The 22,977-nt window shown below is 72.7% G+C and carries 21 protein-coding genes; 13 read left to right on the top strand and 8 right to left on the bottom strand.

Annotation, left to right across the window (positions count from 1 at the left end):
* The first annotated feature begins 13 nt into the window (after positions 1-13).
* From BLW47_RS06165 to BLW47_RS06175, 3 genes are all read left to right on the top strand, one after another.
* Entirely contained in the window at positions 14-1,021 is a 1,008-nt protein-coding gene (locus tag BLW47_RS06165; protein WP_091552761.1) for an ABC transporter substrate-binding protein, read from the top strand.
* Between the two features lie 7 nt (positions 1,022-1,028).
* Entirely contained in the window at positions 1,029-1,838 is an 810-nt protein-coding gene (locus tag BLW47_RS06170; protein WP_091552763.1) for an ABC transporter ATP-binding protein, read from the top strand.
* A 116-nt stretch (positions 1,839-1,954) separates the two neighbouring features.
* Positions 1,955-3,061, top strand: coding sequence for a purine-cytosine permease family protein (locus tag BLW47_RS06175; RefSeq protein WP_139307167.1), 1,107 nt, complete (start codon positions 1,955-1,957; stop codon positions 3,059-3,061).
* 12 nt (positions 3,062-3,073) lie between these two features.
* Here BLW47_RS06175 and BLW47_RS06180 read toward each other — a convergent pair whose 3' ends face one another.
* Positions 3,074-4,015, bottom strand: coding sequence for a LysR family transcriptional regulator (locus BLW47_RS06180; protein ID WP_091552768.1), 942 nt, complete (start codon positions 4,013-4,015; stop codon positions 3,074-3,076).
* 81 nt (positions 4,016-4,096) lie between these two features.
* Between BLW47_RS06180 and BLW47_RS06185 the strand changes: the two genes are divergently transcribed.
* From BLW47_RS06185 to BLW47_RS06205, 5 genes are all read left to right on the top strand, one after another.
* Positions 4,097-4,774: a succinate dehydrogenase cytochrome b subunit gene (locus tag BLW47_RS06185; protein ID WP_091552770.1), complete on the top strand. Its 678-nt coding sequence runs from the start codon at positions 4,097-4,099 to the stop codon at positions 4,772-4,774.
* Positions 4,775-4,776: 2 nt separating this feature from the next.
* Positions 4,777-6,726, top strand: coding sequence for a fumarate reductase/succinate dehydrogenase flavoprotein subunit (locus BLW47_RS06190; RefSeq protein WP_091552773.1), 1,950 nt, complete (start codon positions 4,777-4,779; stop codon positions 6,724-6,726).
* Entirely contained in the window at positions 6,723-7,490 is a 768-nt protein-coding gene (locus BLW47_RS06195; protein WP_091552776.1) for a succinate dehydrogenase/fumarate reductase iron-sulfur subunit, read from the top strand. Before BLW47_RS06190 ends, BLW47_RS06195 begins: the two co-directional genes overlap by 4 nt.
* Positions 7,491-7,644: 154 nt before the next feature.
* Positions 7,645-8,832 carry an acyltransferase family protein gene (locus BLW47_RS06200; RefSeq protein ID WP_175543517.1) on the top strand — a complete coding sequence of 396 codons (1,188 nt, stop codon included), beginning with the start codon at positions 7,645-7,647 and terminating at the stop codon, positions 8,830-8,832.
* A gap of 66 nt (positions 8,833-8,898) precedes the next feature.
* The gene (locus BLW47_RS06205) at positions 8,899-9,288 is read left to right on the top strand and encodes a PaaI family thioesterase (RefSeq protein ID WP_091552780.1); all 390 of its coding nucleotides are present in this window, start codon (positions 8,899-8,901) and stop codon (positions 9,286-9,288) included.
* 78 nt (positions 9,289-9,366) lie between these two features.
* Here the strand turns inward: BLW47_RS06205 and BLW47_RS06210 are convergent, their stop codons facing one another.
* Positions 9,367-9,570 carry a hypothetical protein gene (locus BLW47_RS06210; RefSeq protein ID WP_091552783.1) on the bottom strand — a complete coding sequence of 68 codons (204 nt, stop codon included), beginning with the start codon at positions 9,568-9,570 and terminating at the stop codon, positions 9,367-9,369.
* Between the two features lie 247 nt (positions 9,571-9,817).
* Here BLW47_RS06210 and BLW47_RS06215 point away from each other — a divergent pair, with 247 nt between their 5' ends.
* On the top strand, positions 9,818-10,138 hold the full coding sequence (locus BLW47_RS06215; RefSeq protein WP_139307168.1) for a recombinase zinc ribbon domain-containing protein: 321 nt from the start codon (positions 9,818-9,820) through the stop codon (positions 10,136-10,138).
* A gap of 99 nt (positions 10,139-10,237) precedes the next feature.
* Here the strand turns inward: BLW47_RS06215 and BLW47_RS06220 are convergent, their stop codons facing one another.
* Complete coding sequence (locus tag BLW47_RS06220; protein ID WP_091552787.1) at positions 10,238-11,749, bottom strand: deoxyguanosinetriphosphate triphosphohydrolase family protein; 1,512 nt, start codon at positions 11,747-11,749, stop codon at positions 10,238-10,240.
* Positions 11,750-11,832: 83 nt separating this feature from the next.
* Between BLW47_RS06220 and BLW47_RS06225 the strand changes: the two genes are divergently transcribed.
* From BLW47_RS06225 to BLW47_RS06240, 4 genes are all read left to right on the top strand, one after another.
* Positions 11,833-12,477 carry a GOLPH3/VPS74 family protein gene (locus BLW47_RS06225; RefSeq protein WP_091552789.1) on the top strand — a complete coding sequence of 215 codons (645 nt, stop codon included), beginning with the start codon at positions 11,833-11,835 and terminating at the stop codon, positions 12,475-12,477.
* 47 nt (positions 12,478-12,524) lie between these two features.
* Positions 12,525-13,136: an MBL fold metallo-hydrolase gene (locus BLW47_RS06230; protein ID WP_091552791.1), complete on the top strand. Its 612-nt coding sequence runs from the start codon at positions 12,525-12,527 to the stop codon at positions 13,134-13,136.
* A 127-nt stretch (positions 13,137-13,263) separates the two neighbouring features.
* Positions 13,264-15,666, top strand: coding sequence for a Tex family protein (locus BLW47_RS06235; RefSeq protein ID WP_091552793.1), 2,403 nt, complete (start codon positions 13,264-13,266; stop codon positions 15,664-15,666).
* Between the two features lie 161 nt (positions 15,667-15,827).
* Positions 15,828-17,189, top strand: a complete 1,362-nt coding sequence (locus BLW47_RS06240; RefSeq protein ID WP_091552795.1) for a hypothetical protein — start codon at positions 15,828-15,830, stop codon at positions 17,187-17,189.
* Positions 17,190-17,237: 48 nt separating this feature from the next.
* On the opposite strand, the gene BLW47_RS06245 is transcribed toward BLW47_RS06240, so the two are convergent.
* The 5 genes from BLW47_RS06245 to BLW47_RS06265 form a co-directional block, all read right to left on the bottom strand.
* Positions 17,238-19,907, bottom strand: coding sequence for a glycosyl hydrolase (locus BLW47_RS06245; RefSeq protein WP_139307169.1), 2,670 nt, complete (start codon positions 19,905-19,907; stop codon positions 17,238-17,240).
* 117 nt (positions 19,908-20,024) lie between these two features.
* On the bottom strand, positions 20,025-20,195 hold the full coding sequence (locus tag BLW47_RS06250) for a DUF1059 domain-containing protein (protein ID WP_091552800.1): 171 nt from the start codon (positions 20,193-20,195) through the stop codon (positions 20,025-20,027).
* A 45-nt stretch (positions 20,196-20,240) separates the two neighbouring features.
* Positions 20,241-21,398: an EAL domain-containing protein gene (locus BLW47_RS06255; RefSeq protein WP_217634792.1), complete on the bottom strand. Its 1,158-nt coding sequence runs from the start codon at positions 21,396-21,398 to the stop codon at positions 20,241-20,243.
* Positions 21,399-21,460: 62 nt separating this feature from the next.
* Complete coding sequence (locus tag BLW47_RS06260) at positions 21,461-21,652, bottom strand: ferredoxin (protein ID WP_091552803.1); 192 nt, start codon at positions 21,650-21,652, stop codon at positions 21,461-21,463.
* Positions 21,653-21,660: 8 nt separating this feature from the next.
* Positions 21,661-22,929, bottom strand: a complete 1,269-nt coding sequence (locus BLW47_RS06265) for a cytochrome P450 (RefSeq protein WP_091552805.1) — start codon at positions 22,927-22,929, stop codon at positions 21,661-21,663.
* Between the last annotated feature and the right edge of the window lie 48 nt (positions 22,930-22,977).

Raw genomic sequence — 22,977 nt, forward strand, 5'->3', positions numbered from 1 at the left:
AGGCGCACCACCGATGAGACGTCTCGCAATCGCGGCCACGGCCGCCGCCCTGCTGCTGGGATCGATCGCCGCCTGCGGCGGCTCCGACCGGGACTCCGGCGCAGGGGCCGACGGCAAGAAGAAGGTCACGCTCACCCTCAACTGGGTCCCCTACGGCGAGCACGCGCCGTTCTACTACGGCATCAAGAAGGGCTTCTACGCCGAGGAGGGCATCGAGCTGGAGGTCAAGCCCGGCAACGGATCGGGCAAGACCCTGCAGGCGGTGGCGCAGAACCAGACCGACTTCGGCTGGGCGGACACGCCGCCGCTGCTCAAGGCGGTCGCCACCGGCATGAAGGTGAAGAGCGTCGGAGTGTTCCTGCAGAAGGGGCCGTCGTCGATCGAGTTCCTCGCCGACAAGAACATCACCAAGCTCACCGACCTCAAGGGCAAGACCATCGGCGGTACGCCGGGCGACGCGATGTACGCCACCTTCCCGGCGCTGCTCAAGGCGAACGGCATGGCCGCCAGCGACGTGAAGGTCGTCAACGTCGACGCCGCCGGCAAGATCGCCGCGCTCGCCGAGGGCAAGGTCGACGCCATCATGGGCTTCTTCCACGACCAGGCGCCGACCATCGAGGCCAAGACCGGCAAGAAGACGTCCTACCTGCTCTTCGCCGACTGGGGCATGAACATGCTCGGCACCGGTCTGGTCGCCAACGACGCGACGCTGAAGAAGGACTCGGAGCTGGTCAAGGCGTTCGTCCGGGCCACCCAGAAGTCCTGGACCGAGGCGGCGAAGGACATCCCCGGCGCCACCGACGCGATGGCCGAGATGGCCGACAACGAGCCGGCCAAGGAGGTGCTGGTCAAGCAGCTCACGCTCGCGCTGCCGCTGCTCAAGCTCGACGCGGGCGCGGCCGGCGTGAACGACCCGCAGTCCTGGACCGAGAGCATCGAGCTGATGACGAAGTACGCCGAGCTCAAGGACGGCGGCTCGCCGGACAAGTACTGGGACAACTCCTTCACCAGCAAGGGATGACGTCGCGATGACCACTGCCCCATCAACCGTCGCGGCCACCCGCACGACCGGCCCCGCCGTCGAGATGACGGACCTGTCCGTGCAGTTCCGGTCCAAGCGGTCCCGCACCGTCGCCCTCACCGACATCACCATGCGGGTCGAGCCCGGCGAGTTCGTGTCGATCCTCGGGCCGTCGGGCTGCGGGAAGTCGACGCTGCTCAAGATCGTGGCGGGGCTGGTGCGGCCCACGACCGGCTCGGCGTCGTTGATGGGGCAGCAGGTCACGCGACCGCAGGACAAGATCGGTTTCATCTTCCAGCGGGCGGCGCTGCTCGAATGGCGCGGCGTCCGCAAGAACATCCTGCTCCAGGCCGAGATGCGCGGGCTGGACCGCAAGGAGGCCGGCCGCCGCGCGGACCAGCTGATGGAGATGACCGGGCTGACCGGCTTCGAGAACGCGCTGCCGCACGAGCTCTCCGGCGGCATGCAGCAGCGCGTCTCGCTGTGCCGCGCGTTGCTGCACCAGCCGCCCGTGCTGCTCATGGACGAGCCGTTCGGCGCGCTCGACGCCCTGACCCGGGAGACGCTCAACACCGAGCTGAACCGGATCTGGCGGGAGACCGGCACGACCATCCTGCTGGTCACCCACTCCATCGCCGAGGCGGTCTTCCTCGGCACCCGCGTCGAGGTGATGAGCGCGCGTCCGGGACGCATCGTGCGCAGCCTCCCGGTCGATCTGCCGGCCGAGCGGGTCTACGCCGACGTGATGGCCGACGAACGGTTCGACCGCCTGGCGGCGGAGCTGCGCGGCATGCTCGGCTCCGGAGCCAACCACTGACCACTCGGGGCGGTGCCCGGCTCAGCGCGCCGGACGCCCCGCGGCGGTGGACGTCCGCGGCGGGCGCCTGGCTCGGGCTCGGCGCCGCGCCCGCGGCCCTGATGCTGGGCGCCGGCATGGCCGACCGGCACGGCGGCGCGGTGCCGCTGCTCGGCCTGCTCTGCGGCGGGGCGCTCATCGCCGCCCTGCTGCTCGGGCAGGGCGCGCTGGGCGTCCGGCCGCCCTACGGCGAGGGCGCCACGCTCACCGAGGTGTCCGCGCGCTACCTGCCCCGATCGAGCCGGACGCTGCTCGCCGCCGTGCTCGGGGCGGCGATGATCGGCTGGAACGGCTTCAACCTGGGGCTCGGCGGCGCCTCGCTGGCGACCGTGGCCGGGCTCCCCGGCGTCGTCGGCGTCGTGCTGCTGGCCGGCGCGGTGCTCGCGGCCTCGTACGCGCCGCCGCGGGTCGGCAACCGGATCGCCGTGCTCACCACGCTCTCCGCGCTCGCGCTCGTGGCGGTCTGCGTCGTGCGACTGCGGCCGGACACCGCGCCGGTCACGCTGCGGCCCGGCGGCCTCGCCGCCGGCGCCGACATCGCGGCCCTCGTCGGGTACGTCTCCGTCTTCGGGCTGCGCGCGCCGGACTTCAGCCGCGGTCTGGCGACCCGGCGGGACCTCACCCGGTGCGTGCTGCTGCTCGTCCTGCCGGCCCTGCTCGTCATCGTGGCCGGTGCCGGCGTATGGCTGCGTACCGGCTCCACCGACGTGGTGGCGGTGCTCGCCACCGGCGACGGCGTCGCGGCGTACGGGAATCTCTTCGTCGCCTCCGGCGTCTTCGCACCGGCGCTGACCACGATGTTCTCCGGTGCCCTCGCCCTGCGCGGGGTGTGGCCGCGACTCTCCACCACCGCCGCCATGCTGCTGGTGGCCGTGCCCGGCGCGGCGCTCGCCGCCGCCCGCTTCGACCGCCTGCTCCTGCCCTGGCTCTCGGTGCTCGCGGCTGCGCTGCCGCCGCTGATCGTCCCGATGGCGGTCGAGGCGCGCCGCCGACGCCGCGGTCACCCGCCCCGGCTGGTGCCGGTCTGGACCTGGCTGCCGGCGGGCGTGGTCGCCACCGCGCTCACCGCGGCCGGGATCGGCGCCGCTCCGCTCTGCGGGCTCGCCCTCGCGGCGCTGGCCACCGGCGCACACGTCGCCCGCCCACCCCGGCCGGTCGATCCACGAGTTGTCCGCCTGGATTGATCGCTGAGCGCGCTACCGGAGTTCCAGCTCCACGCCGGCGGGCAGCTCCCCCGCCCCGGCGGCCGCGCGCAGGTCGGCGAAGAGGGTCTCGCGCAGCGCCTGCGCGGCGTGACTCGGCACGATCTCGTGCCGTTGCGCGAGCGCGATGGTGCGCTGAACGCCCGGCGGCGTCAGCGGCGTGGCACGCAACCGCGGTCGCCCGGCGAGCACCACGCTGGGCACCAGCGCCACCCCGAGACCGGCCTCGACGAGGCCGAGCACCGCGTCCATCTCACCGCCCTCGACGGCGAACGAGGGGGTGAAGCCGGCCCGCCGGCACGCCTCCAGGGTGGCGTCGCGCAGGTCGTAGCCGGTGCGGAACATGACCAGCGGGTGGTCGTGCAGGTCGGTGAGGTGCAGCTCGCCGGCCGAGGTGGTGGCGGCCAGCGGGGAGACCGATGCGACCACGAGGTGCTCGCGCAGCACCGGCTCGGCGCGCAGCGCGGGGTCGGTGCCCTGCTCGGGCAGGACGATCAGCGCGAGGTCCAGCTCGCCGCGGGTGAGGTTGCGGACCAGGTCCTGCGAACCGCTCTCCTCGATGTGCAGGTCGATGCCGGGGTGGGCGTCGCGGAACCGGCGCAGCACGCGCGGCACGAGCGAGGCGCAGAGGCTCGGCGTGGCGCCCAGCCGTACCCGGCCACGGCGCAGCCCGACGAGCTCCTGGACCTCGCGGCGGGCGGTGTCGACGTCGGCGAGGATGCGCTGGGCGAGCGGCAGCAGCGCGTCGCCGGCGGCGGTGAGGGCGATGTCGCCGCGGACGCGCTCGAACAGCGGCGCGCCGAGGTCGGTTTCGAGGCTGTGAATCTGCTTACTCAATGAGGGCTGCGAGATGCCCACATGAGCGGCCGCTTGGGTGAAATGTCGTAATTCTGCCACTGCCACGAAGGACCGGAGCTGGTGGATCTGCACTTCGATAGCCTATAGCTATCGATACTGCGATTGCGATGCATTGGACGACTGATCATTCCCGTCCTACCGTCGTCCGACGTGGCTTCAATGACCGCGTCGCCGATCCGCTCCACAGTCGGCAAGAAGATTCTCATGGCGGTGACGGGCATCCTCCTGGTGCTCTTCCTCGTGCTGCACATGGTGGGCAACCTGAAGATTTTCTTCGGGGCCGAGTCCTTCGACCACTACGCGCACTGGCTGCGCAGCATCGGTAACCCGCTGCTGCCCGAGACGTGGTTCCTCTGGATCCAGCGCGCCGTGCTGACCTTCGCCGTGCTCGGCCACATCTGGGCCGCCACGGCGCTCGCGCTGCGCGCCAGGGCCGCCCGGCCGGTCCGGTACGCCCACCGCGGCAAGGTGCAGGGCAGCTACGCGGCCCGCACCATGCGCTGGGGCGGCGTGATCATCCTGCTCTTCGTGATCTACCACATCCTCGACCTCACGACGGGGCACCTGAACCCGGTCGGGGACAAGGCGCACCCGTACGGCAACGTCGTCGCCGACTTCGCGCCCGACCGCTGGTACGTCACGCTCTTCTACACCCTCGCCGTCGTCTCCGTCGGCTTCCACCTGCGCCACGGGCTCTACAGCGCCCTGCGCACCCTCGGACAGCAGACCAAGCACGGCGAGCGCCGTGCCCGCGCCTTCGCCCTCGGCTTCGCCGTGGTCCTCTGCGCCGGCTACCTGTCCGTGCCCTTCGCCGTTCTCACCGGATTGGTGGGCTGACCATGCACGACAACAGCGACCTCTTCATCACCGGCGAACCGATCGCCGACACCAAGGCCCCGGACGGCCCGATCGAGACCCGCTGGGAGCGCCGGCGCTTCTCCGCCAAGCTGGTCAACCCGGCCAACAAGCGCAAGATGACCGTGATCGTGGTCGGCACCGGCCTGGCCGGCGGCTCCGCCGCCGCCACCCTCGGCGAGCTGGGCTACCGCGTCAAGTCGTACTGCTACCAGGACAGCCCGCGCCGGGCGCACTCGATCGCCGCCCAGGGCGGCATCAACGCCGCGAAGAACTACCGCAACGACGGCGACTCGGTGTACCGGCTGTTCTACGACACCGTCAAGGGCGGCGACTTCCGGGCGCGGGAGTCGAACGTGCACCGGCTGGCCGAGGTCTCGGTCAACATCATCGACCAGGCCGTGGCCCAGGGCGTGCCGTTCGCCCGCGAGTACGGCGGCCTGCTCGACACCCGTTCGTTCGGCGGCACCCAGGTGTCCCGGACCTTCTACGCCCGGGGCCAGACGGGCCAGCAGCTGCTGCTCGGCGCGTACCAGGCGCTGGAGCGGCAGATCGCGGCCGGCAACGTGGAGATGAACGCCCGGCACGAGATGCTGGAGCTGATCATCGTTGACGGCCGGGCCCGCGGCATCGTGGTGCGTGACATGGTCACCGGCGAGATCACGACCGAGTTCGCGGACGCGGTCGTGCTCGCCTCCGGCGGCTACGGCAACGTCTTCTTCCTCTCCACCAACGCCAAGGGCTGCAACGTCACCGCCAGCTGGCGGGCGCACCGCAAGGGCGCGCTCTTCGCCAACCCCTGCTACACGCAGATCCACCCGACCTGCATCCCGGTCTCCGGCGACCACCAGTCGAAGCTGACCCTGATGAGCGAGTCGCTGCGCAACGACGGCCGGGTCTGGGTGCCGAAGAAGGCCGGCGACACGCGCGCCCCCGGCGACATCCCCGAGGACGAGCGGGACTACTACCTCGAGCGCATCTACCCCGCGTTCGGCAACCTGGTCCCCCGCGACATCGCCTCGCGCGCCGCGAAGAACGTCTGCGACGAGGGCCGGGGCGTCGGTCCGGGCGGGCTCGGCGTGTACCTGGACTTCGCCGACGCGATCAGGCGGCTCGGCCGCGCCGCGGTGGAGGCCAAGTACGGCAACCTCTTCGAGATGTACGAGCGCATCACCGGCGAGAACCCGTACGACGTGCCGATGCGGATCTACCCGGCGGTGCACTACACGATGGGTGGGCTCTGGGTCGACTACGACCTGCAGTCGACGATCCCGGGCCTGTTCGTGATCGGTGAGGCCAACTTCTCCGACCACGGCGCCAACCGGCTCGGCGCCTCGGCGCTGATGCAGGGGCTCGCCGACGGCTACTTCGTGCTGCCGAACACGATCGGCGACTACCTGGCCGCCGGCCCGTTCGAGAAGCTCGACGAGTCCCACCCGGACGCGGCCGCGGCCCGTGCCCAGGTGGAGGAGCGGGTCAGCAAGCTGCTCTCCATCAACGGCGACCGCACCGTGGACTCGTTCCACCGCGAGCTGGGCCGCATCATGTGGGAGTACTGCGGCATGGAGCGCACGGACGCCGGGCTGCGCAAGGCGATCGAGCTGATCCGCGGCCTGCGTGACGAGTTCTGGCAGCGGGTCAAGGTCCCCGGCCGGGGCGAGGAGCTCAACCAGAACCTGGAGAAGGCCGGCCGGGTCGCCGACTTCTTCGAGCTCGCCGAGCTGATGTGCGTCGACGCGCTGCACCGGACCGAATCCTGCGGTGGCCACTTCCGGGCCGAGAGCCAGTCCGCCGACGGCGAGGCCGAGCGCGACGACGAGAACTTCAGCTACGTCGCCGCGTGGGAGTTCACCGGCACCGGCGAGCGGCCGGTGCTGCACAGGGAAGACCTCAACTTCGAATACGTCCACCCCACCCAGCGGAGCTACAAGTGAACCTGACCCTGCGCATCTGGCGCCAACAGGGCCCGCAGGACAAGGGCCGGATGGTTTCCTACCAGGTGACGGACGTGTCCCCGGACATGTCGTTCCTGGAGATGCTCGACGTGCTCAACGAGCGGCTGATCCTCGAGGGTGAGGAGCCGGTCGCGTTCGACCACGACTGCCGCGAGGGCATCTGCGGCGCGTGCAGCATGGTCATCAACGGCACGCCGCACGGCCCGCAGAAGATGACCACCACCTGCCAGCTGCACATGCGGACGTTCTCCGACGGCGACACGATCGACATCGAGCCGTGGCGGGCCAAGGCGTTCCCGGTCATCAAGGACCTGGTCGTCAACCGCGGCGCGTTCGACAAGATCATTCAGGCCGGCGGCTACATCTCGGCCCCGACCGGCAGCGCCCCCGAGGCGCACGCCACGCCGGTGCCCAAGGCCGACGCCGACGCCGCGTTCGAGGCGGCGGAGTGCATCGGCTGCGGCGCCTGCGTCGCCGCCTGCCCGAACGGCTCGGCGATGCTGTTCACGGCCGCGAAGATCACCCACCTGGGCCTGATGCCGCAGGGCCAGCCGGAGCGCGACTCGCGCGTGCTCGACATGGTCGCCGCGCACGACGAGGCCGGCTTCGGCGGCTGCACCAACGCCGGCGAGTGCACCCCCGCCTGCCCGAAGGGGATCCCGCTGGCCACGATCGGCCGCCTCAACCGGGACTTCCTCGCGGCGTCGCGCAAGCGCAGCGGGGAGACCGCCACGGCCGGCTGACCACCTCGGCCGATCGGATGGGCACGCCCCGACCGATCAGACGAAGGTGTGCTGTTCACGACGCGCTCCGCCGATTTCTGGCGGGGCGCGTCGTGTCGCAATAGGCTGGTGCCCGCGCCGGCCACGACCGCCGGAGGCGCCCCCTGCCGAGCGGGTGCGCCGAGGTCGACGGCGCGTCCCCCGGTACGGAAGGAAAGGCATCCTGTCCGAGCCGCAACCCGCTGCCCGGCGGCTGCCCTCGCTGACCGGTCTGCGCTTCGCCGCCGCCCTGCTCGTCTTCGGCGTCCACGCGTACTCGATGATCCCGCTCGCCGATCCGACCCAGCACCGGATCGCGCAGGTGCTCCTCGACGCCGGCGACCTCGGGGTCTCGTTCTTCTTCGTGCTCTCCGGCTTCGTGCTCACCTGGTCGGCGCGGCCCGGACTGAGCACCCTGCGGTTCTGGCGGGGCCGGATCGCCCGGGTCTACCCCGCACACCTGGCGGCGCTCGGGTTCGCGCTCGCCGGGTTGGCACTCACCGACCGGATCCCGCCGATCCTCACCGACCTGCTGATCCGCACCGGACTGCTGGTGCAGGCGTGGGACACCCGCGACGTCGTCTACCTCGGCCTCAACCCGGTCACCTGGTCGCTCTCCTGCGAGGCCGCGTTCTACCTCTGTTTCCCACTGCTCTACGCGGGACTACGGCGACTCGGCACCGGGTCGCTGCGCGTGCTGACCGTCGCGCTGGTCGCGGGCGTCTGGCTGATGCCGACGATCGCCGAGCTCGCCGTCGCGCCGGAGCACCGCCGGTGGTTCGTCTACGTCTTCCCGCTCACCCGGATGCTCGAGTTCGCGCTCGGCATCGTGCTGGCCCGGCTGGTCGCCACCGGCGCGTGGCGCGGGCCGGCCCTCGGCCTCGCGATGCTGATCTTCGCCGGCAACTACCTGATCGTGGATTGGCTGCCCGCCGAGACCCGCGACACCGCCGGCACCATCGTCGCCACCGCGCTGCTGATCCCGGCCGCGGCCCTCGCCGACCTGCGCGGCAGCCGGTCGGTGTGGCGGGGCCGGGCGACGCAGCACCTCGGCGAGGTGTCGTACGCGTTCTTCCTGATCCACCTCGTCGTCATCGTCACCGCGATGGAGCTGATCGGCCGGGAGCGGACGTGGTCGCTGCCCGCCGCGCTCGCGCTCACCGCGGCGCTGTTGCTGATCTCGTACGCGCTCGCGGTGCCGCTGCACCGCTGGGTCGAGCTGCCCGCGATGCGGCTGCTCGCCGGCCGCCGGCCGGCCCCGGCGCTGCCCCGGCAGGCCGGCGCGCCGCGGGTGGAGGAGATCCCGATCGGCGCCCGCCGCTGAGGCGTGCCGCGGCGCCGGGGCTAGGCTCGGGTCCCCAACATCACGAAGGGTGGCGCCGTGCAGGCAATGGAGATGGGCGGGTTCGCCGGGGCACTCGGGCTGGAGATCACGGAGCTCTCGGGCGATCGGGTGGCGCTGCGGTTCGAGGTGAAACCGCACCTGCTGCAGCCGTACGGGATCGTGCACGGCGGCGTCTACGCCTCGGCCGTGGAGACCGCGGCGAGCATCGCCGCCGCGGTCTGGCTCGGCGACCGCGGCCAGGTCGTGGGGGTCTCCAACCAGACCGACTTCCTGCGCGCCGTGCGCGACGGTGAGCTGACCGCCGTCGCCACCCCGCTGCACCGCGGCCGCAGCCAGCAGCTCTGGCAGGTGGAGATCACCGACGCCGAGCAGCGGCTGATCGCGCGCGGTCAGGTGCGGCTGCAGAACCTGACGTCCGCGGACGGGCTGGGCTGAGCCCGGCGGGCGTCCGGGCACGGCGGCTCACCGGCCGGGACCGGCCCCACGCGGGGGCCGCCGGTGAGCCGCCACAGGTCACGCGTTCCGCGCGATCTCCGCGAGCACGTCGACGGGCACCTCGACCACGGTCTCGTGCGGCGGGATGTCGAGCTGGGACAGCGCCTCCTCGTCGCTGACCCGCCATCCCTGCACGACGAAGGTGTTGCGGTCGGTGCGGTACAGCGACGGGCAGTTGGTCTGGTTCGACAGCACGGTCTTGCGGATGAAGGTGAGCTTCACGGGCGGAGCCTCCTGACTCCTCGATGGGCGCCGTCCCGGTGAACTACCGGGGCGACTTTGCCCGGTTTCAACGACCGGGTCGCGCTCCGGGCGGATACCGAGGTGAATTTCCGCAAGGTCTGGAGTTCCCATCCTTTCCCGTAACCCGATTCCGACCCGCCGTCGCGGTCACACTCCGCGGATCCGCCCGAACCGGACGGGATCGCCGTACGTGTATCTGGGCGGGAGGCGATCGACGATGGGCATCATGGTCACGGCTCAACCGCGCGGGTCCCGCTCCGACCCGTACTTCCTGCGCGGACTCCTCTACTGCGGCGAACGCCGGCTCGTCCCGGTCTACTCCGCCCGCAGCGCGCGGTACTACGCCTGCCCCAACCTGCGCTGCCGGCGCCTGCTGGTGCTGGCCGAGGAGATCGAACAGCTGGTCTGGGGCCGATACGTGCAGCTCAACGCGGACGCCGCGGACACGGTCAGCCGGGACCGCCGGCGCGACGCGCTGCTGACGGTGCTGCAGGGCGTGCGGATCGGCGCCAGCCTCAACGACCTCGACTTCAGCTGGCGGGACTGACCGCTCGCGTAGCTCCCGACCGATCGCCGCACGGCGGCAGCGCAACCGATCGCCGCACAGCGGCAGCGCAACCGATCGCCGCACGGCGGCAGCGACCGGTCAGAGCACGAAGGCGTCGGTCCAGAGCTGACCGGAGCGCCCGGAGAGCGCGTCCAGCAACGCCACCGCCTGGCTGTCGGTCAGCGACGCGACGTGGTCGATGATCGCCCGGCCCCGCGCCTGGGCGTGCCGGTCCGGTGCGTCGGCCGGCAGCTCCGCCTCGGCGAGCTCGACGAGATCGTGCAGCCGCCGCGGCAGCCGGGACGCCTCCTCGGGGTCCAGCAACCAGGCCAGCAGCGCCTCGACGAGGGTCGCCAGCAGCGCCGCCTGGCCGCGCTGGTGCAGCGCCAGATCCGGCCGGGCCAGCACGAAGCGGTGGTGCACGAACTTGAGCACCTGAACCTCGTGCCACTGCGCGACGGCCAGCCGGACGTGCCCGGAGCGCACCGGCGGGTCCGGCACCACCTCGATCGCGTCGACCAGGCGCCGCGTCCACCGCGCCGAGAAGCCGGCGACGTACTGCTCCGCCTCGATCGAGCCGTCGAAGGGCGCCCCCAGCAGCCCGTCCACCAGTTCCCGCCGGACGTGCTCCACGGCGGCCGCGAACGCCCCGTCGTCAGCGATCCAACCGTCCTTGCGGTGCAGCTGCCGCCGCAGCCGCTCGATCGAGCGCCCCGGCCGGCGGGCCGCGACCTCCAACGCCGGCTCCGGCAGGCCGCGCAGCTCGGCGGCCTCCCGCTGCCACGCCATCAGCTCACCGGCGACCGACCCCTGCTGCAGCACGCCGACCCGGTGGAAGTCCTCGACGTCGTGGATCGCGTACGCGATGTCGTCGGCCGTGTCCATGATCGATGCCTCGACGGTCTGCTGCCAGTCCGCGATCCGGCCGGCGAACGGCTCGCGCGCCCGCCGCAGGTCCGCGGCCTCCGTCGAGTACGCCCCGAACTTCAGCGACCCGCTGGCCGGATCCTCCGGCGGTGCGGCCGCGCCGCGCGGCGGCACCGCGAGGTGGCGCGGGTGCGGGTCGGGATAGCCCTGCCGGGTCCACGGGTACTTCAGGATCGCCGCCCGGACCGCGGCGGTGAGGTCCAGCCCGATCGTCGCGGCGCCGCGCAGCTCGGTGCTGGTGACGATCCGGTACGACTGCGCGTTGCCCTCGAAGCCGTCGCGCAGGCCGAGCCGTTCCCGCGCCAGCCGGTCCAGCACCCGCTCGCCGAGGTGGCCGAAGGGCGGGTGGCCGAGGTCGTGCGCGAGCGCCGCGGCCTCGACCACGTCCGGGTCGCAGCCACCGAGCTTGTCCAGCAGGTCCCGGTAGCGGTCGTCGCCGGTCAACCGCTCGGCGATCGCCCGCCCCGCCTGGGCCACCTTGAGGCTGTGGGTGAGCCGGTTGTGCACGAGCAGCCCCGAACCGCCCGGGCTGATCACCTGGGTGACGCCGCCGAGGCGGGCGAAGAACGGTGAGGCGACGATCCGGTCCCGGTCCACCCGGAACGGGCTCAGGGCCAGGTCGCCGTGGGCGGTGCTGGCGTCGCCGAACAGGCGGCGGGCGCGAGGGTCGTCGGGGCGGTTCATGATCTGACGCTAACGTAACGACGACGGGATCCGCGCCCGGTAATGTCGCGGCGTCAGCCGCCACGCCCCCGCGGGAGACCTCGATGCTCACTGCCGACACGGGTCCGGGGTTCACTCTCGCCGAGGAGTTCTTCCTGATCGCGCACGACGACCGCACCGGCCGGGCGCTACTCGGCGGCGACCTGCTGGCCGTCGGGCTCGCCGGCTCCGTGCTCGCCGGTCTGGTGCTGGCCGGCCGGCTCACCGTGCTGGACCGGGCCGTCGCGCTGATGGACTCCCGTCCGGTCGGCGACCCGATCGGCGACCCGCTCATCGCCGAGCTGCGGCAGCGCGCCGAGCGCCGGTCCGTGCGCGCCTGGATCGAATACCTGTGCGACGGGCTGACGGCGGCGGTCGCGGAGGACCTCGCGGCCCGCGGGCTGATCCGGATCGCCGAGGTGCGGCACCCGGTGACCCGGCGTCGCACCGCCCGGTACCCCGCGGTCGACGCCGCCCGGGCAGTCGGGCCGCGGGTGCGGCTGGGACACGCGCTCGGGGCGCCCGCGCCGGTCGACGCCCGCACCGCGCTGCTCGCCGAGATCGTCCGGGCGACCGGCCTGGACGGGTGGTTCGTCGACGTCTACGGCCCGCCGGTGCGCGAGCAGCTGGCCCGGATCGACGCGAACCTGCCGCGCACGCTGCGCGCTCTCCTGACCGGCGTCGACGAGGCGGTCACGGCCGTGCGCTGACCCGGCCAGTGCGCACGGCCGTCCCGCCGACGGCGTACGTTCTAGCCATGCTGATCACGAAGTACACGCACGCCTGCGTACGACTCGAGCACGACGGGCGCGTCCTCGTCATCGACCCCGGCGTGTGGAGCGAGCCGGCGGCGCTCACCGGCGCGGAGGCGGTCCTCGTGACACACGAGCACGCCGACCACATCGACGTCCTCCGGCTGGCCGGCCTCGGCGTGCCGGTATTCGTCCCCGCCGACGCCGACATCCCCGGCATCGCGGTCCCCGGCCTGGACGTGACCCGGGTGAACGCGGGCGACGAGTTCACCGCCGCGGGCTTTTCGGTACGGGCCGTCGGCGGGCGCCACGCGTTCATCTACGGCGGGCAACCCGACTGCGCCAACCTCGGCTACCTGGTCGACGAGCGTCTCTACCACCCCGGCGACGCGCTGCACCTGCCGGAGCGCCCGGTCGAGACGCTGCTCGTGCCGGTGCACGCCCCGTGGCTGAAGCTGGACGAGGCGATCGACTTCGTCCGGGCGGTCGACCCCGAGCGCACCGTGCCGATCCACGACGGGATGGTCAACGACCGCGGCCTGGGCAGCATCAACGGCTGGTTCGGCCGGGAGACCGACCACGGCTACCGGTGGCTGGCGCCGGGCGAGCAGGCGTGACCGACCGCGACCCCCGGGGACCGCGCGCGGCGTGGGCCACGCCGCCACGCGGGCGGGGCGGCGCGACAACCGGGGGGAAATTCTGCACAATGCAGCCCGTACCCCAGGCAGAAGGCGGAACAGGATCGTGACGACGGCTATCCATCAGCGGATCGCGGAAGAAATCGGCGTACGCGAGGAGCAGGTGAGGGCGGCCGTTGAGCTGCTCGACGGCGGCGCCACCGTGCCGTTCATCGCCCGGTACCGCAAGGAGGTGACCGGCACGCTCGACGACGCGCAGCTGCGCACCCTGGAGGAGCGGCTGCGGTACCTGCGCGAGCTGGAGGAGCGGCGCGCCGCGATCCTGGAGTCGATCCGCAGCCAGGGCAAGCTCGACGACGCGCTCACCGAGCAGATCCTGGCGGCCGACTCGAAGGCGCGGCTGGAGGACATCTACCTCCCGTACAAGCCGAAGCGGCGGACGAAGGCGCAGATCGCCCGGGAGGCGGGGCTGGAGCCGCTCGCCGACCAGCTGCTCGCCGACCCGACGCTGGATCCGCGTGCCACGGCGGCCGGCTTCGTCGACGAGGCCAAGGGGGTCACCGACGCGGCGGCCGCGCTGGACGGCGCGCGGGCGATCCTGGTCGAGCGGTTCGCCGAGGACGCCGACCTGATCGGCGAACTGCGCGAGCAGATGTGGTCGCGGGGCCGGCTGAGCGCCAAGGTCCGGGACGGCCAGCAGGAGGCGGGGGCGAAGTTCGCCGACTACTTCGACTTCGCCGAACCGTTCACCAAGCTGCCGTCGCACCGGATCCTGGCCATGTTCCGGGGCGAGAAGGAGCAGGTCCTCGACCTGACGATGGAGCCGGACGAGCCGCAGGCGGAGCCGGCGGTCGGGCCGAGCGCGTACGAGACGCGGATCGCGCAGCGCTTCGGCGTCGCCGACCGGGGGCGCCCCGGCGACCGGTGGCTGGCCGACACCGTGCGCTGGGCCTGGCGTACCCGGATCCTGATCCACCTGGGCGCGGACCTGCGGATGCGGCTGTGGCAGGCGGCCGAGGACGAGGCGGTGCGGGTCTTCGCCGCGAACCTGCGTGACCTGCTGCTCGCGGCGCCGGCCGGGACCCGCCCGACGATGGGGCTCGACCCCGGCCTGCGCACCGGCGTGAAGGTGGCGGTGGTGGATGCCACCGGCAAGGTGGTGGCGACCGAGACGATCTACCCGCACGAGCCGCGGCGGCAGTGGGACTCGTCGATCGACGTGCTGGCCCGGCTGGCCGCGGCGCACGGGGTCGAGTTGATCGCGATCGGCAACGGCACCGCGTCGCGGGAGACCGACAAGCTCGCCGGTGACCTGATCAAGCGGCATCCGGAGCTGAACCTCACCAAGATCGTGGTCTCCGAGGCCGGCGCCTCGGTCTACTCCGCCTCGGCGTACGCCTCCCAGGAACTGCCCGGCCTGGACGTCTCGCTGCGCGGCGCGGTCTCGATCGCGCGGCGGCTGCAGGACCCGCTCGCCGAACTCGTCAAGATCGACCCACGCTCCATCGGCGTCGGGCAGTACCAGCACGACCTCGCCGAGGCCAAGCTCTCCCGCTCGCTCGACGCGGTCGTCGAGGACTGCGTCAACGCGGTCGGGGTCGATGTGAACACCGCCTCCGCGCCGCTGCTGACCCGCGTCTCGGGCATCGCCGCCGGGCTGGCCGAGAACATCGTGCTGCACCGGGACGCCAACGGCCCGTTCCGGTCCCGCAGCGCGCTCAAGGAGGTGCCGCGGCTCGGGCCGAAGGCGTTCGAGCAGTGCGCCGGCTTCCTGCGCATCCCCGGCGGCGACGACCCGCTGGACAGCTCCAGCGTGCACCCGGAGGCGTACCCGGTGGTCCGGCGCATTCTCGCGCACACCGGCACCGACCTGCGGACGCTGATCGGCAACACCGCGGCGCTGCGCACCCTCAAGCCGCAGCAGTTCGTCGACGACACGTTCGGGCTGCCGACCGTCACCGACATCTTCAAGGAGTTGGAGAAGCCGGGTCGTGACCCGCGCCCCGCCTTCAAGACCGCGACCTTCGCCGACGGCGTGGAGAAGATCAGCGACCTGGTGCCGGGGATGCTGCTGGAGGGCGTGGTGACCAACGTGGCCGCGTTCGGCGCGTTCGTCGACGTCGGCGTGCACCAGGACGGCCTGGTGCACGTCTCGGCGATGTCCCGCACCTTCGTCAAGGACCCGCGCGACGTGGTCAAGCCGGGCGACATCGTCCGGGTGAAGGTGCTGGACGTCGACGTGCCGCGCAAGCGGATCTCGCTGACGCTGCGCCTGGAGGACGAGGTCGAGGCCGGCGGCCAGCAGGGACCGGCCGGGGGCGCCCGGCCGGATCGCGGGCGCGACGGCGGGGCACGTCCCGACCGCCGCGACGGCCAGCCGCGGCAGGGCCGTGGCGGTCCGGCGCAGGGCCGCGGCGGTCCGGGCCAGGGCCGTGGCGGTCCGGGCCAGGGCGGCTCGGGCGGCGGAGGGGCGATGGCCGACGCGCTGCGGCGGGCCGGCCTCGCCTGAGATACGCCGAAAGGGCCCCTCGCGACCGGTCTGACGCCACGGCGAGGGGCCCTTTCATTGACAGCGCTCACCGCGGCGACCTAGGTTCGGATCGTTACCGGCCGGTTGACATCCACATCGGACGCCGCCCGCGAGGACGGCCCGCCCCGCCAGGAGCCGCCATGCGGACACGGCCCGCGCGTCTTTCCCGCCGCCTGCTTGCCGCCGCCACCGGCGTCGCCCTCATCGTCGGTCTCACCGCCGCGCCGGCGCGGGCCCACGGGACCCCCGGCGACCGGCCGCTACCCGGCTACACGATCGACAACCCGCCGCTGCGGCCCGCACTCGTCCACGGCCGCCCCGCGCAGGTGCGGCAGGGCGTGCACCGGCACGCCGCGTACGCCATCGAGGTGCCGCCGCGGTGGAACGGCGAGCTGCTCATGTGGGCGCACGGCTACCGCGGCCAGGGCACGGTGCTCACCGTGGACCCGCCCGGTTTCGGGCTGCGGCAGCGGCTGCTCGACGCCGGGTACGCGTGGGCCGCCTCGTCGTACGCCACCAACGGCTTCGACATCCGCGCCGGCGTGCTCGGCACCCGCGAGCTGGCCGACCTCTTCGGCCGGGTCGTCGGCCGTCCACACCGCACCTACCTCGCGGGCGTGTCGATGGGCGGCTACATCATCGGACGGTCGCTGGAGCAGTACCCGGGCTTCTACGCCGGGGCGCTGCCGATGTGCGGGGTGATGGGCGACCACACGCTGCTCGACTTCTTCCTCGACTACAACCTGGTGGCCCAGGCGCTGGCCGGCGTCGACGCCTATCCGCTCCCCGCCGACTACCTCACCGGCGCCGTGCCGCGCATCCAGTCCCGGCTCGGTCTGGACGCGCTGACGCCGACCGCGCCGGAGCCCACCACCGCGCGGGGCCGGCAGTTCCGGGCGATCGTCGTCGAGCGCTCGGGCGGCCCGCGCCCCGGCGCCGACGCGGCGTTCGCCACCTGGAAGAACTTCCTCTTCGCGATCGGCACGACCGCGGCCGGGGACTCTCCGGCGCAGCGCCCCGACCAGCTCGCGACGAACCTGTTCACCCGCTACCGGCCCGGCTCCCCGGTCGACGTCGACGCGATCGTGCGCCGGGTCGCCCCGCAGAACCTGCGCGACCGGCTCTCCCCCGCGCTCACCCCGGTGCCGCGGATCGCGGGCCGGCCGTCCGCGCCGGTGCTCTCCCTGCACAACCTCGGCGACCTGTTCGTGCCGTTCTCGATGGAGCAGGCGTACGCGGCCGACGTCGCGCGGCAGGGCCGCGGCCGGCTGCTCGTCCAGCGCGCCATCCGCGCGACGCAGCACTGCGAGTTCAGCGACGTCGAGGTGGGCACGGCCTGGGACGACCTGGTGCGGTGGGTGCGCGGGGGCAACCGCCCGGCCGGCGATCCGGTGAGCGACCGGGCGACGCTCGCGCGCCCGGACTACGGCTGCCGGTTCAGCGACCCGGCCGCGTACGCCGCCGGCGCCGGCACCCGCCGCCTCTACCCCGTCTGCCGCTGACGACCGCTCGGCCCTGCACCCCGTGCTGCGCCGTCGGCGCGGCGAGTGTCAGAGCAGCAGCAGCGGGGTCTTCCAGATGCCGCGGCCGTGCGTCGCCGCGTACAGGAAGCCGTCGGCGCTGACGTGCAGGTCGAAGACCGCGGTCAACGGCAGCGCGAACGCGGTCGACCCGGAGGGCAGCCCGACCCGCCGCCACCGCACCGTCTCCGGGGTGGCCCGGCGGTCGGCGACCAGCACCCCGAGGTCGGTGCCGACGACGAGCTTGTCGCCGACCACGACCACGTCGGTGGCGGGGATGTCCGGGAACCCGACCGACAGATCGGTCCAGGACGCCTGCACGCCGGTGAGCGTCTTCGTGAGCGTGCCGCGGTAGACGTGCTTGACCCCGGCCCCCGGCCCTTCGATGAAGCGCCGGTTGAAGCCGTTGAAGACCAGGTAGACGGTGGAGTTGGTCGGGTCGGACGGGTCGAAGGTCACCGCGTTCGGGTAGCGGTTGGGCAGACCGGTCAGGTCGAGCTCGGTCCAGACGCCGCCCCAGTTGGTGACGACGCCGCGGGTGAAGCCGGCGCTGTTGCAGTTCGTCTGGCCGCACCACGACGCGATGTAGACGTCCTTCGACGGGTCGGCCGGAGCCGTGCGGTCGGCGACGGCGTCCATTCCGACGATCAGCCGCGCGCCGGTGGTGTCCAGTTTGTGCAGCTGCTGCCAGCCCCGGTCCGGGTCGGCCGCCGCCTGCTCCCGCGAGTAGCTGAAGCCGTGGTCGTGCCGCCAGAACGAGTTGCCGCCGGCCACCCAGCGCTCGCTGGCCCCGTCGCCGACGTTCTTCGACCCGCGCACCACCCGGAACGGGGCGGTGAAGCGCGCGTTGACGTCGGGCACGGTGAGATCGAAGACCGCGCTGGTGTCGCCCCGGCTGCGGCCGCAGTTCTTCGTCACCCAGAGCGCCAGGAAGACGTACTCGTCGAGGATCTGGCAGCCGTTGCGGGGGTTGACGATGATGTCGCCGCCGTCGCCGCCGAACGGGCTGACCTGGTCGCGCGCACCGGCGCGCAGCAGGGAACCGCCGTTGTCCTGGAGCCCACCGGCGACCGCGAAGCCGCGCCCGTTGGGGTCACGGCCGGTGCCCACGGAGTAGTACTGCAGGGTCCGCAGCCCGTCGTTGTGGTTGGTCCAGTCGGTCGCGTGCCCGGCCGCGTTCTCGGCGCTGCGCGTCGGGGCGCGCGGTCGGGAGTAGACGCCGCCGTCGTTTCCGATCAGCACCGTGTCGCCGGCGAACGCGATGGAGTGCTGGTCGGGGTGCGGGGTGGCGGGGCAGCCACCGCTCGGCTCGGCGGGGTCGAAGCAGTCGAAACCAACGTTCCAGTAGGGACCGACCGTCTTCCAGGTCGTGCCGGCGTCCTCCGTCTCGTAGACCTCTTCGAGCCCCACGTAGACGTGCCGCGGGTCGGTCGGATCGACCGCGACGAAATTGTTGTACCAGGCCTGCACGCCGACGGGATACTCCTCGGCGACCCCGATCGCCGAGCCCGACTTCTCCAGCGTGGTGGAGTCGGCGATCCGGGTCCACGGACCCGTCACGCCGGTGGTGGAGGTGAACACCCCGGCCAGCGCGCTCCCGGCGGCGGCCAGGCCGGCGGGGCTCTCCTGGACGAGGTAGAGGCGGCTGCCGTCGGCCGCGGCGGCAAACTCGGCGTTGCCGACGTCGGCGGCGTCGATCTCGCCCGTGAGCGTCACCCGGTCGAACGAGTCCGGTCCGCCCCCGGCGGTGGACAGGTAGTAGCCGTTGTAGGCGGCGCCCGAGCGCCAGGCGGCGTTCGCCAACACCGTGCGACCGCCGCTGCCCGGCTGGATCAGCACGTCGTTGACGATGTTGTCGTACGGTTTGGTGATGTCGCCGTCGGACGCCGGGTTCGGCAGGAACACCTGCTCCCACGGCTGGGCGTGCCGCGCCGGGTCGGTCGAGTGCCGCCACAGGCCGCGGCTCGTCGCCGCGTAGACCGTGCCGGCGCCGTCGAACCGGAGCTTGTTGATGCTGCGCGACTCGAGCTCCGCGCCGCCGACCCGGTCGTGCTGGCTGAACGCGCCCGCGCGGCTGGCGTGACGCAGCCGGTAGACCCCGGCCCCCGTGTACGAGGTGGCGCCGGTGTTGGCCTCGCCGGTGGCGTACCAGAGGGTGTCGGTGGCGGCGTCGTAGCTGAGGTCGCCGGTGGACAGGGCCAGGATCCCGTCCGAGATCGGCTTCCACTGCCCGCCCGGACCGAGCTTCTTGCGGAACACCCCACCGTTGGCGCCGCCGGCGAAGATGTAGCCGTTACCGGCGGCCAACCCGGTGACCCGGCCGGCCACGTTTCCCCAGCCGCTGCCGGAGTTGGAGTATTCGGGGTCGCGGTAGTCGGGATCGTCCGAGTCGTACGCCCGCCGGGTGACCTCGAGCCAGGGGCTCACGGTTCCGGGCAGGCCGCGCAGGCTCGCCAGCGCCTCGCCGTACTCACCGGGCTCGACCGCGCCGTACGGCGCGAGCCGTGCCACCGCTTCCTGGGCCGCGAACGTCTTCACCCCGGCCTGGCCGGCGTGCAGCCCGGCCACCGGCTTCGGACGTGGGAACGGCCGATCCACCCGGGCCGACGCCGGCGCCGGCGTGGCGGCGACCACGACGGCCGCGACGAGCGCGAGTCCGCCCCATCGTCGGCCCGCGCGTCCGTGCCGAACAGAGAGCATCGCGGTCCTCTCCCTACCGGGCCTTCCCGCGCGGGGCATCGATCGACGCCCCGGCCCGTATCGCACGGTAGCGGTCCGTAGCCGCGACGGGAAGACAGCCGCGCGGTGAACCGCGGTTCACAGCCGTGTCATCGCCTGCCGGATCTGGACGACGAGCTGCTCGGGGACCTCGGCGATCCGGTGCTGCTCGCGGGCGTGCACGGCGACGGCGGCGAGGATCTCGTTCTCGTGCCCGGTGAACACCGAGGCGCAGCCCGGCACGACGTCTCCACAACGGAACTTCTTCATGAGTTTTCCCTTCCTGTGACACAGTCCCGCGGGACCGGTGGGTGGCTAGCGGCTGGCGGCGGCCATCGCCGCGTCGACCAGCTCGCCCACGTCGAGCACGCCGAGCACGTGACCGCTGGCATCGGTGCAGACCAGTGGCGCGCCCCGCTGCCACGCCGGGCGGGCCAGCGCCCGGCGGGCCACGTCGTGCGGCGCCGAGGACGGCGCGACGGTCATCGCCGGGACGACGTACGCGACGCTGTCCGGGCCGGGGACGAGCACGCTGCGCGGCCGGCCCTCCGGATCGACCAGGACGGCGGTGGCGCGGGTCCGGGCCGTCGACGGGACCGCCGGGCCGGGCGGCTCGGTGACGATGTCGCAGTCCCGGACCAGGTGGATGATGTGTTCGGTGAGGCTCACCCGCAGCATGCAGTCGCGCAGCAGCTCGGTGACGGCCCCGGCGAGGCTGGGCCAGCCGGTCGCCGGCCGGCCGAGCAGCCAACCCTGCACCAGCGGCACGCCGAGCGACGCGAGGCTGCGCAGCTCGCCCTCGGTCTCCACGCCCTCGGCGAGTAGCCAACCGTCCATCCGGCTGGCCAGCTCGCCCATCAGCTCCACCATGCTGCGCCGGACCGGGTCGTGGTCGATACCGGTGACCAGCGCCCGGTCCAGCTTGACGATGTCGGGGCGCACCGACATGAGCTGCTCCAGACCGGAGTAGCCGGTGCCCGCGTCGTCGACGGCGATCAGCCCACCCTGCTCGCGGATCTGGTCGAGGACGGCACGCAGCGCCGCGTCGTCCGACGCCCGTACGTGCTCGGTCAGCTCGATCACGACCCGGTCCAGGCGGCCGGCGCCCAGCAGCGCGTCGCGGACGGCGGGGTGCGGCACGAGGTGCGGCTCGGCGTTGATCGTGATGAAGGTGTTGGACGGCAATTCGGGCCGCAACGCGAGGGCCCGCTGCACCACGCGCGCGGTCAGGTCGGGGGCGAAGCCGAGCCGGTCGGCCGCGGCGAACCACCGGTCCGGGGTGGCGGCGGGATCGGCCGGGAAGCGCGACAGCAGCTCGAAGCCGGCGACGGCGCCGGATCCGAGATCGACGATCGGCTGCGCGACCAGGGCCGGCTGGTTGCCGTCGGCGAGGACGCGCCGCAGCGCCGCCGACCAGTCAGGATCGGCGTCGGGGCGGTCGTCGACGGCGCCGGCGGGGGATGTCGCGCTCACGGGGAAGCTATCGGCCACCCCGGCCTCCGGTTGAGCCCTCCGCTACGCCCAGTGTCGGATGATCAGCGCGAGACGGAGATCGCGCCCTCCGGGCAGGCCAGCGCGCCGCGCTCGGCGGGACGCTCCTGGCCGGGCGGGACGGGATGGGCGCCGGCGGCGGCGTACCCCTCCTCGTCCAGCCGGTAGACCTGCGGCGCGAGCGCGGCGCAGCGGACGTGTCCGCTGCACCGGTCGCGGTCGACGGTGACGCGCACCTCGCCCCCTACTCCGGCATCGGCACGCCGCGCGGCTCGCTCGGCGTGAAGGTGGCCGGCATGTTGAAGAAGCCGTTGATGATGCCGATCGACTCGTTGCGCCGGGTCGCGTCGCGGTCGATGGCGTAGTCGGGCATGCGGTCCAGCACCCCGCGGAGCATGATCTGGAACCACGAGCGCGCGAAGTTCGACCCGATGCAGCGGTGGATACCGAGCCCGAAGCTGGCGTGCGGGTTCGGGAAGCGGTCCAGCCGCGCCTCGGCCGGGTCGTCGAAGACCTCCGGGTCGCGGTTGGCGGCGGAGAAGGACATCAACACCCGGTCGCCCGCGCACATCTGCTGGCCGCCCACCACCACATCCTCGGTGACGGTGCGGGCGAGCGCCGGCACCGGCGTGAAGATGCGCAGGAACTCCTCCGTCGCGTGCTCCAGCAGCGCCGGCTCCTCGATCAGCCGCTGCCGCTGCTCCGGATGCTCCTCCAGCCACCACAGCGTGTTCGCGAGCAGCGCCGTGGTGGTGTCCACGCCGCCCTGCATGACGAGCAGCGCGATCAGCACCACCTCGCCGTCGGAGAGCGGCTGGTCGTTGACGGTCGCCTTCGCCAGCCCGCTGAGCAGCCCGTCCGCCTCCCGCTCGCGCAGCCCCGGCACCAGCGCGCCGAGCGCGTTGCCCAGCTCCTGCAGGGCGTTCATGCAGCGCAGGTACTCCGGCCCGCCCGCCGGGTGCGACACGATGCCGTGCATCGGCTCGGCGAACCGCTCCCAGTCGTCGAGCGGCAGGCCGACCAGCTTCATCGTGGCCAGGGCGGGGACCGGGTTGCCGAGGTCGAGGACCAGGTCCATCCGCCCGGTGGCGCAGACCTTGTCGAGCAGGGCGTCCACGGCCTGCCGGACGAACGGCTCGAGCGCGCGCGCCGCCGGCGGCGAGAAGTACGGGTTGAGCATCCGCCGGTAGACGTTGTAGAGGGGTGGGTCGAACTCCATCGGGACCTGCAGCATCGGGTTCGGCGGGATCACGATGCCCTGGCGCGGGTCGCTCGGGTCGTCCATGTTGTGCGTGGAGGTGAACGTCGCGTCGTCCCGGATGACGCGGCTGACGCTGGCGTAGTCGGAGACCAGCCAGAAGCCGCCGTACGTGCCGGAACGGGCGACCGGGCATCTGGCCAGGTTTTCGTCGGCGATCTGCTGCCAGTTGTCGCGGTACTGCGGGCTGTAGTGGTCAAACTCGATGCTCGGGGGAGCGCCTGCACCGGTGTCCACGGACGGATCGACAGACATGCCGCAAACAGTACTGCCTAGCAGGTGCCGGCGGGAGGGGGAAGATCC

This window comes from Micromonospora pattaloongensis, assembly GCF_900107255.1.
Taxonomy (GTDB): Bacteria; Actinomycetota; Actinomycetes; order Mycobacteriales; family Micromonosporaceae; genus Micromonospora_I; species Micromonospora_I pattaloongensis.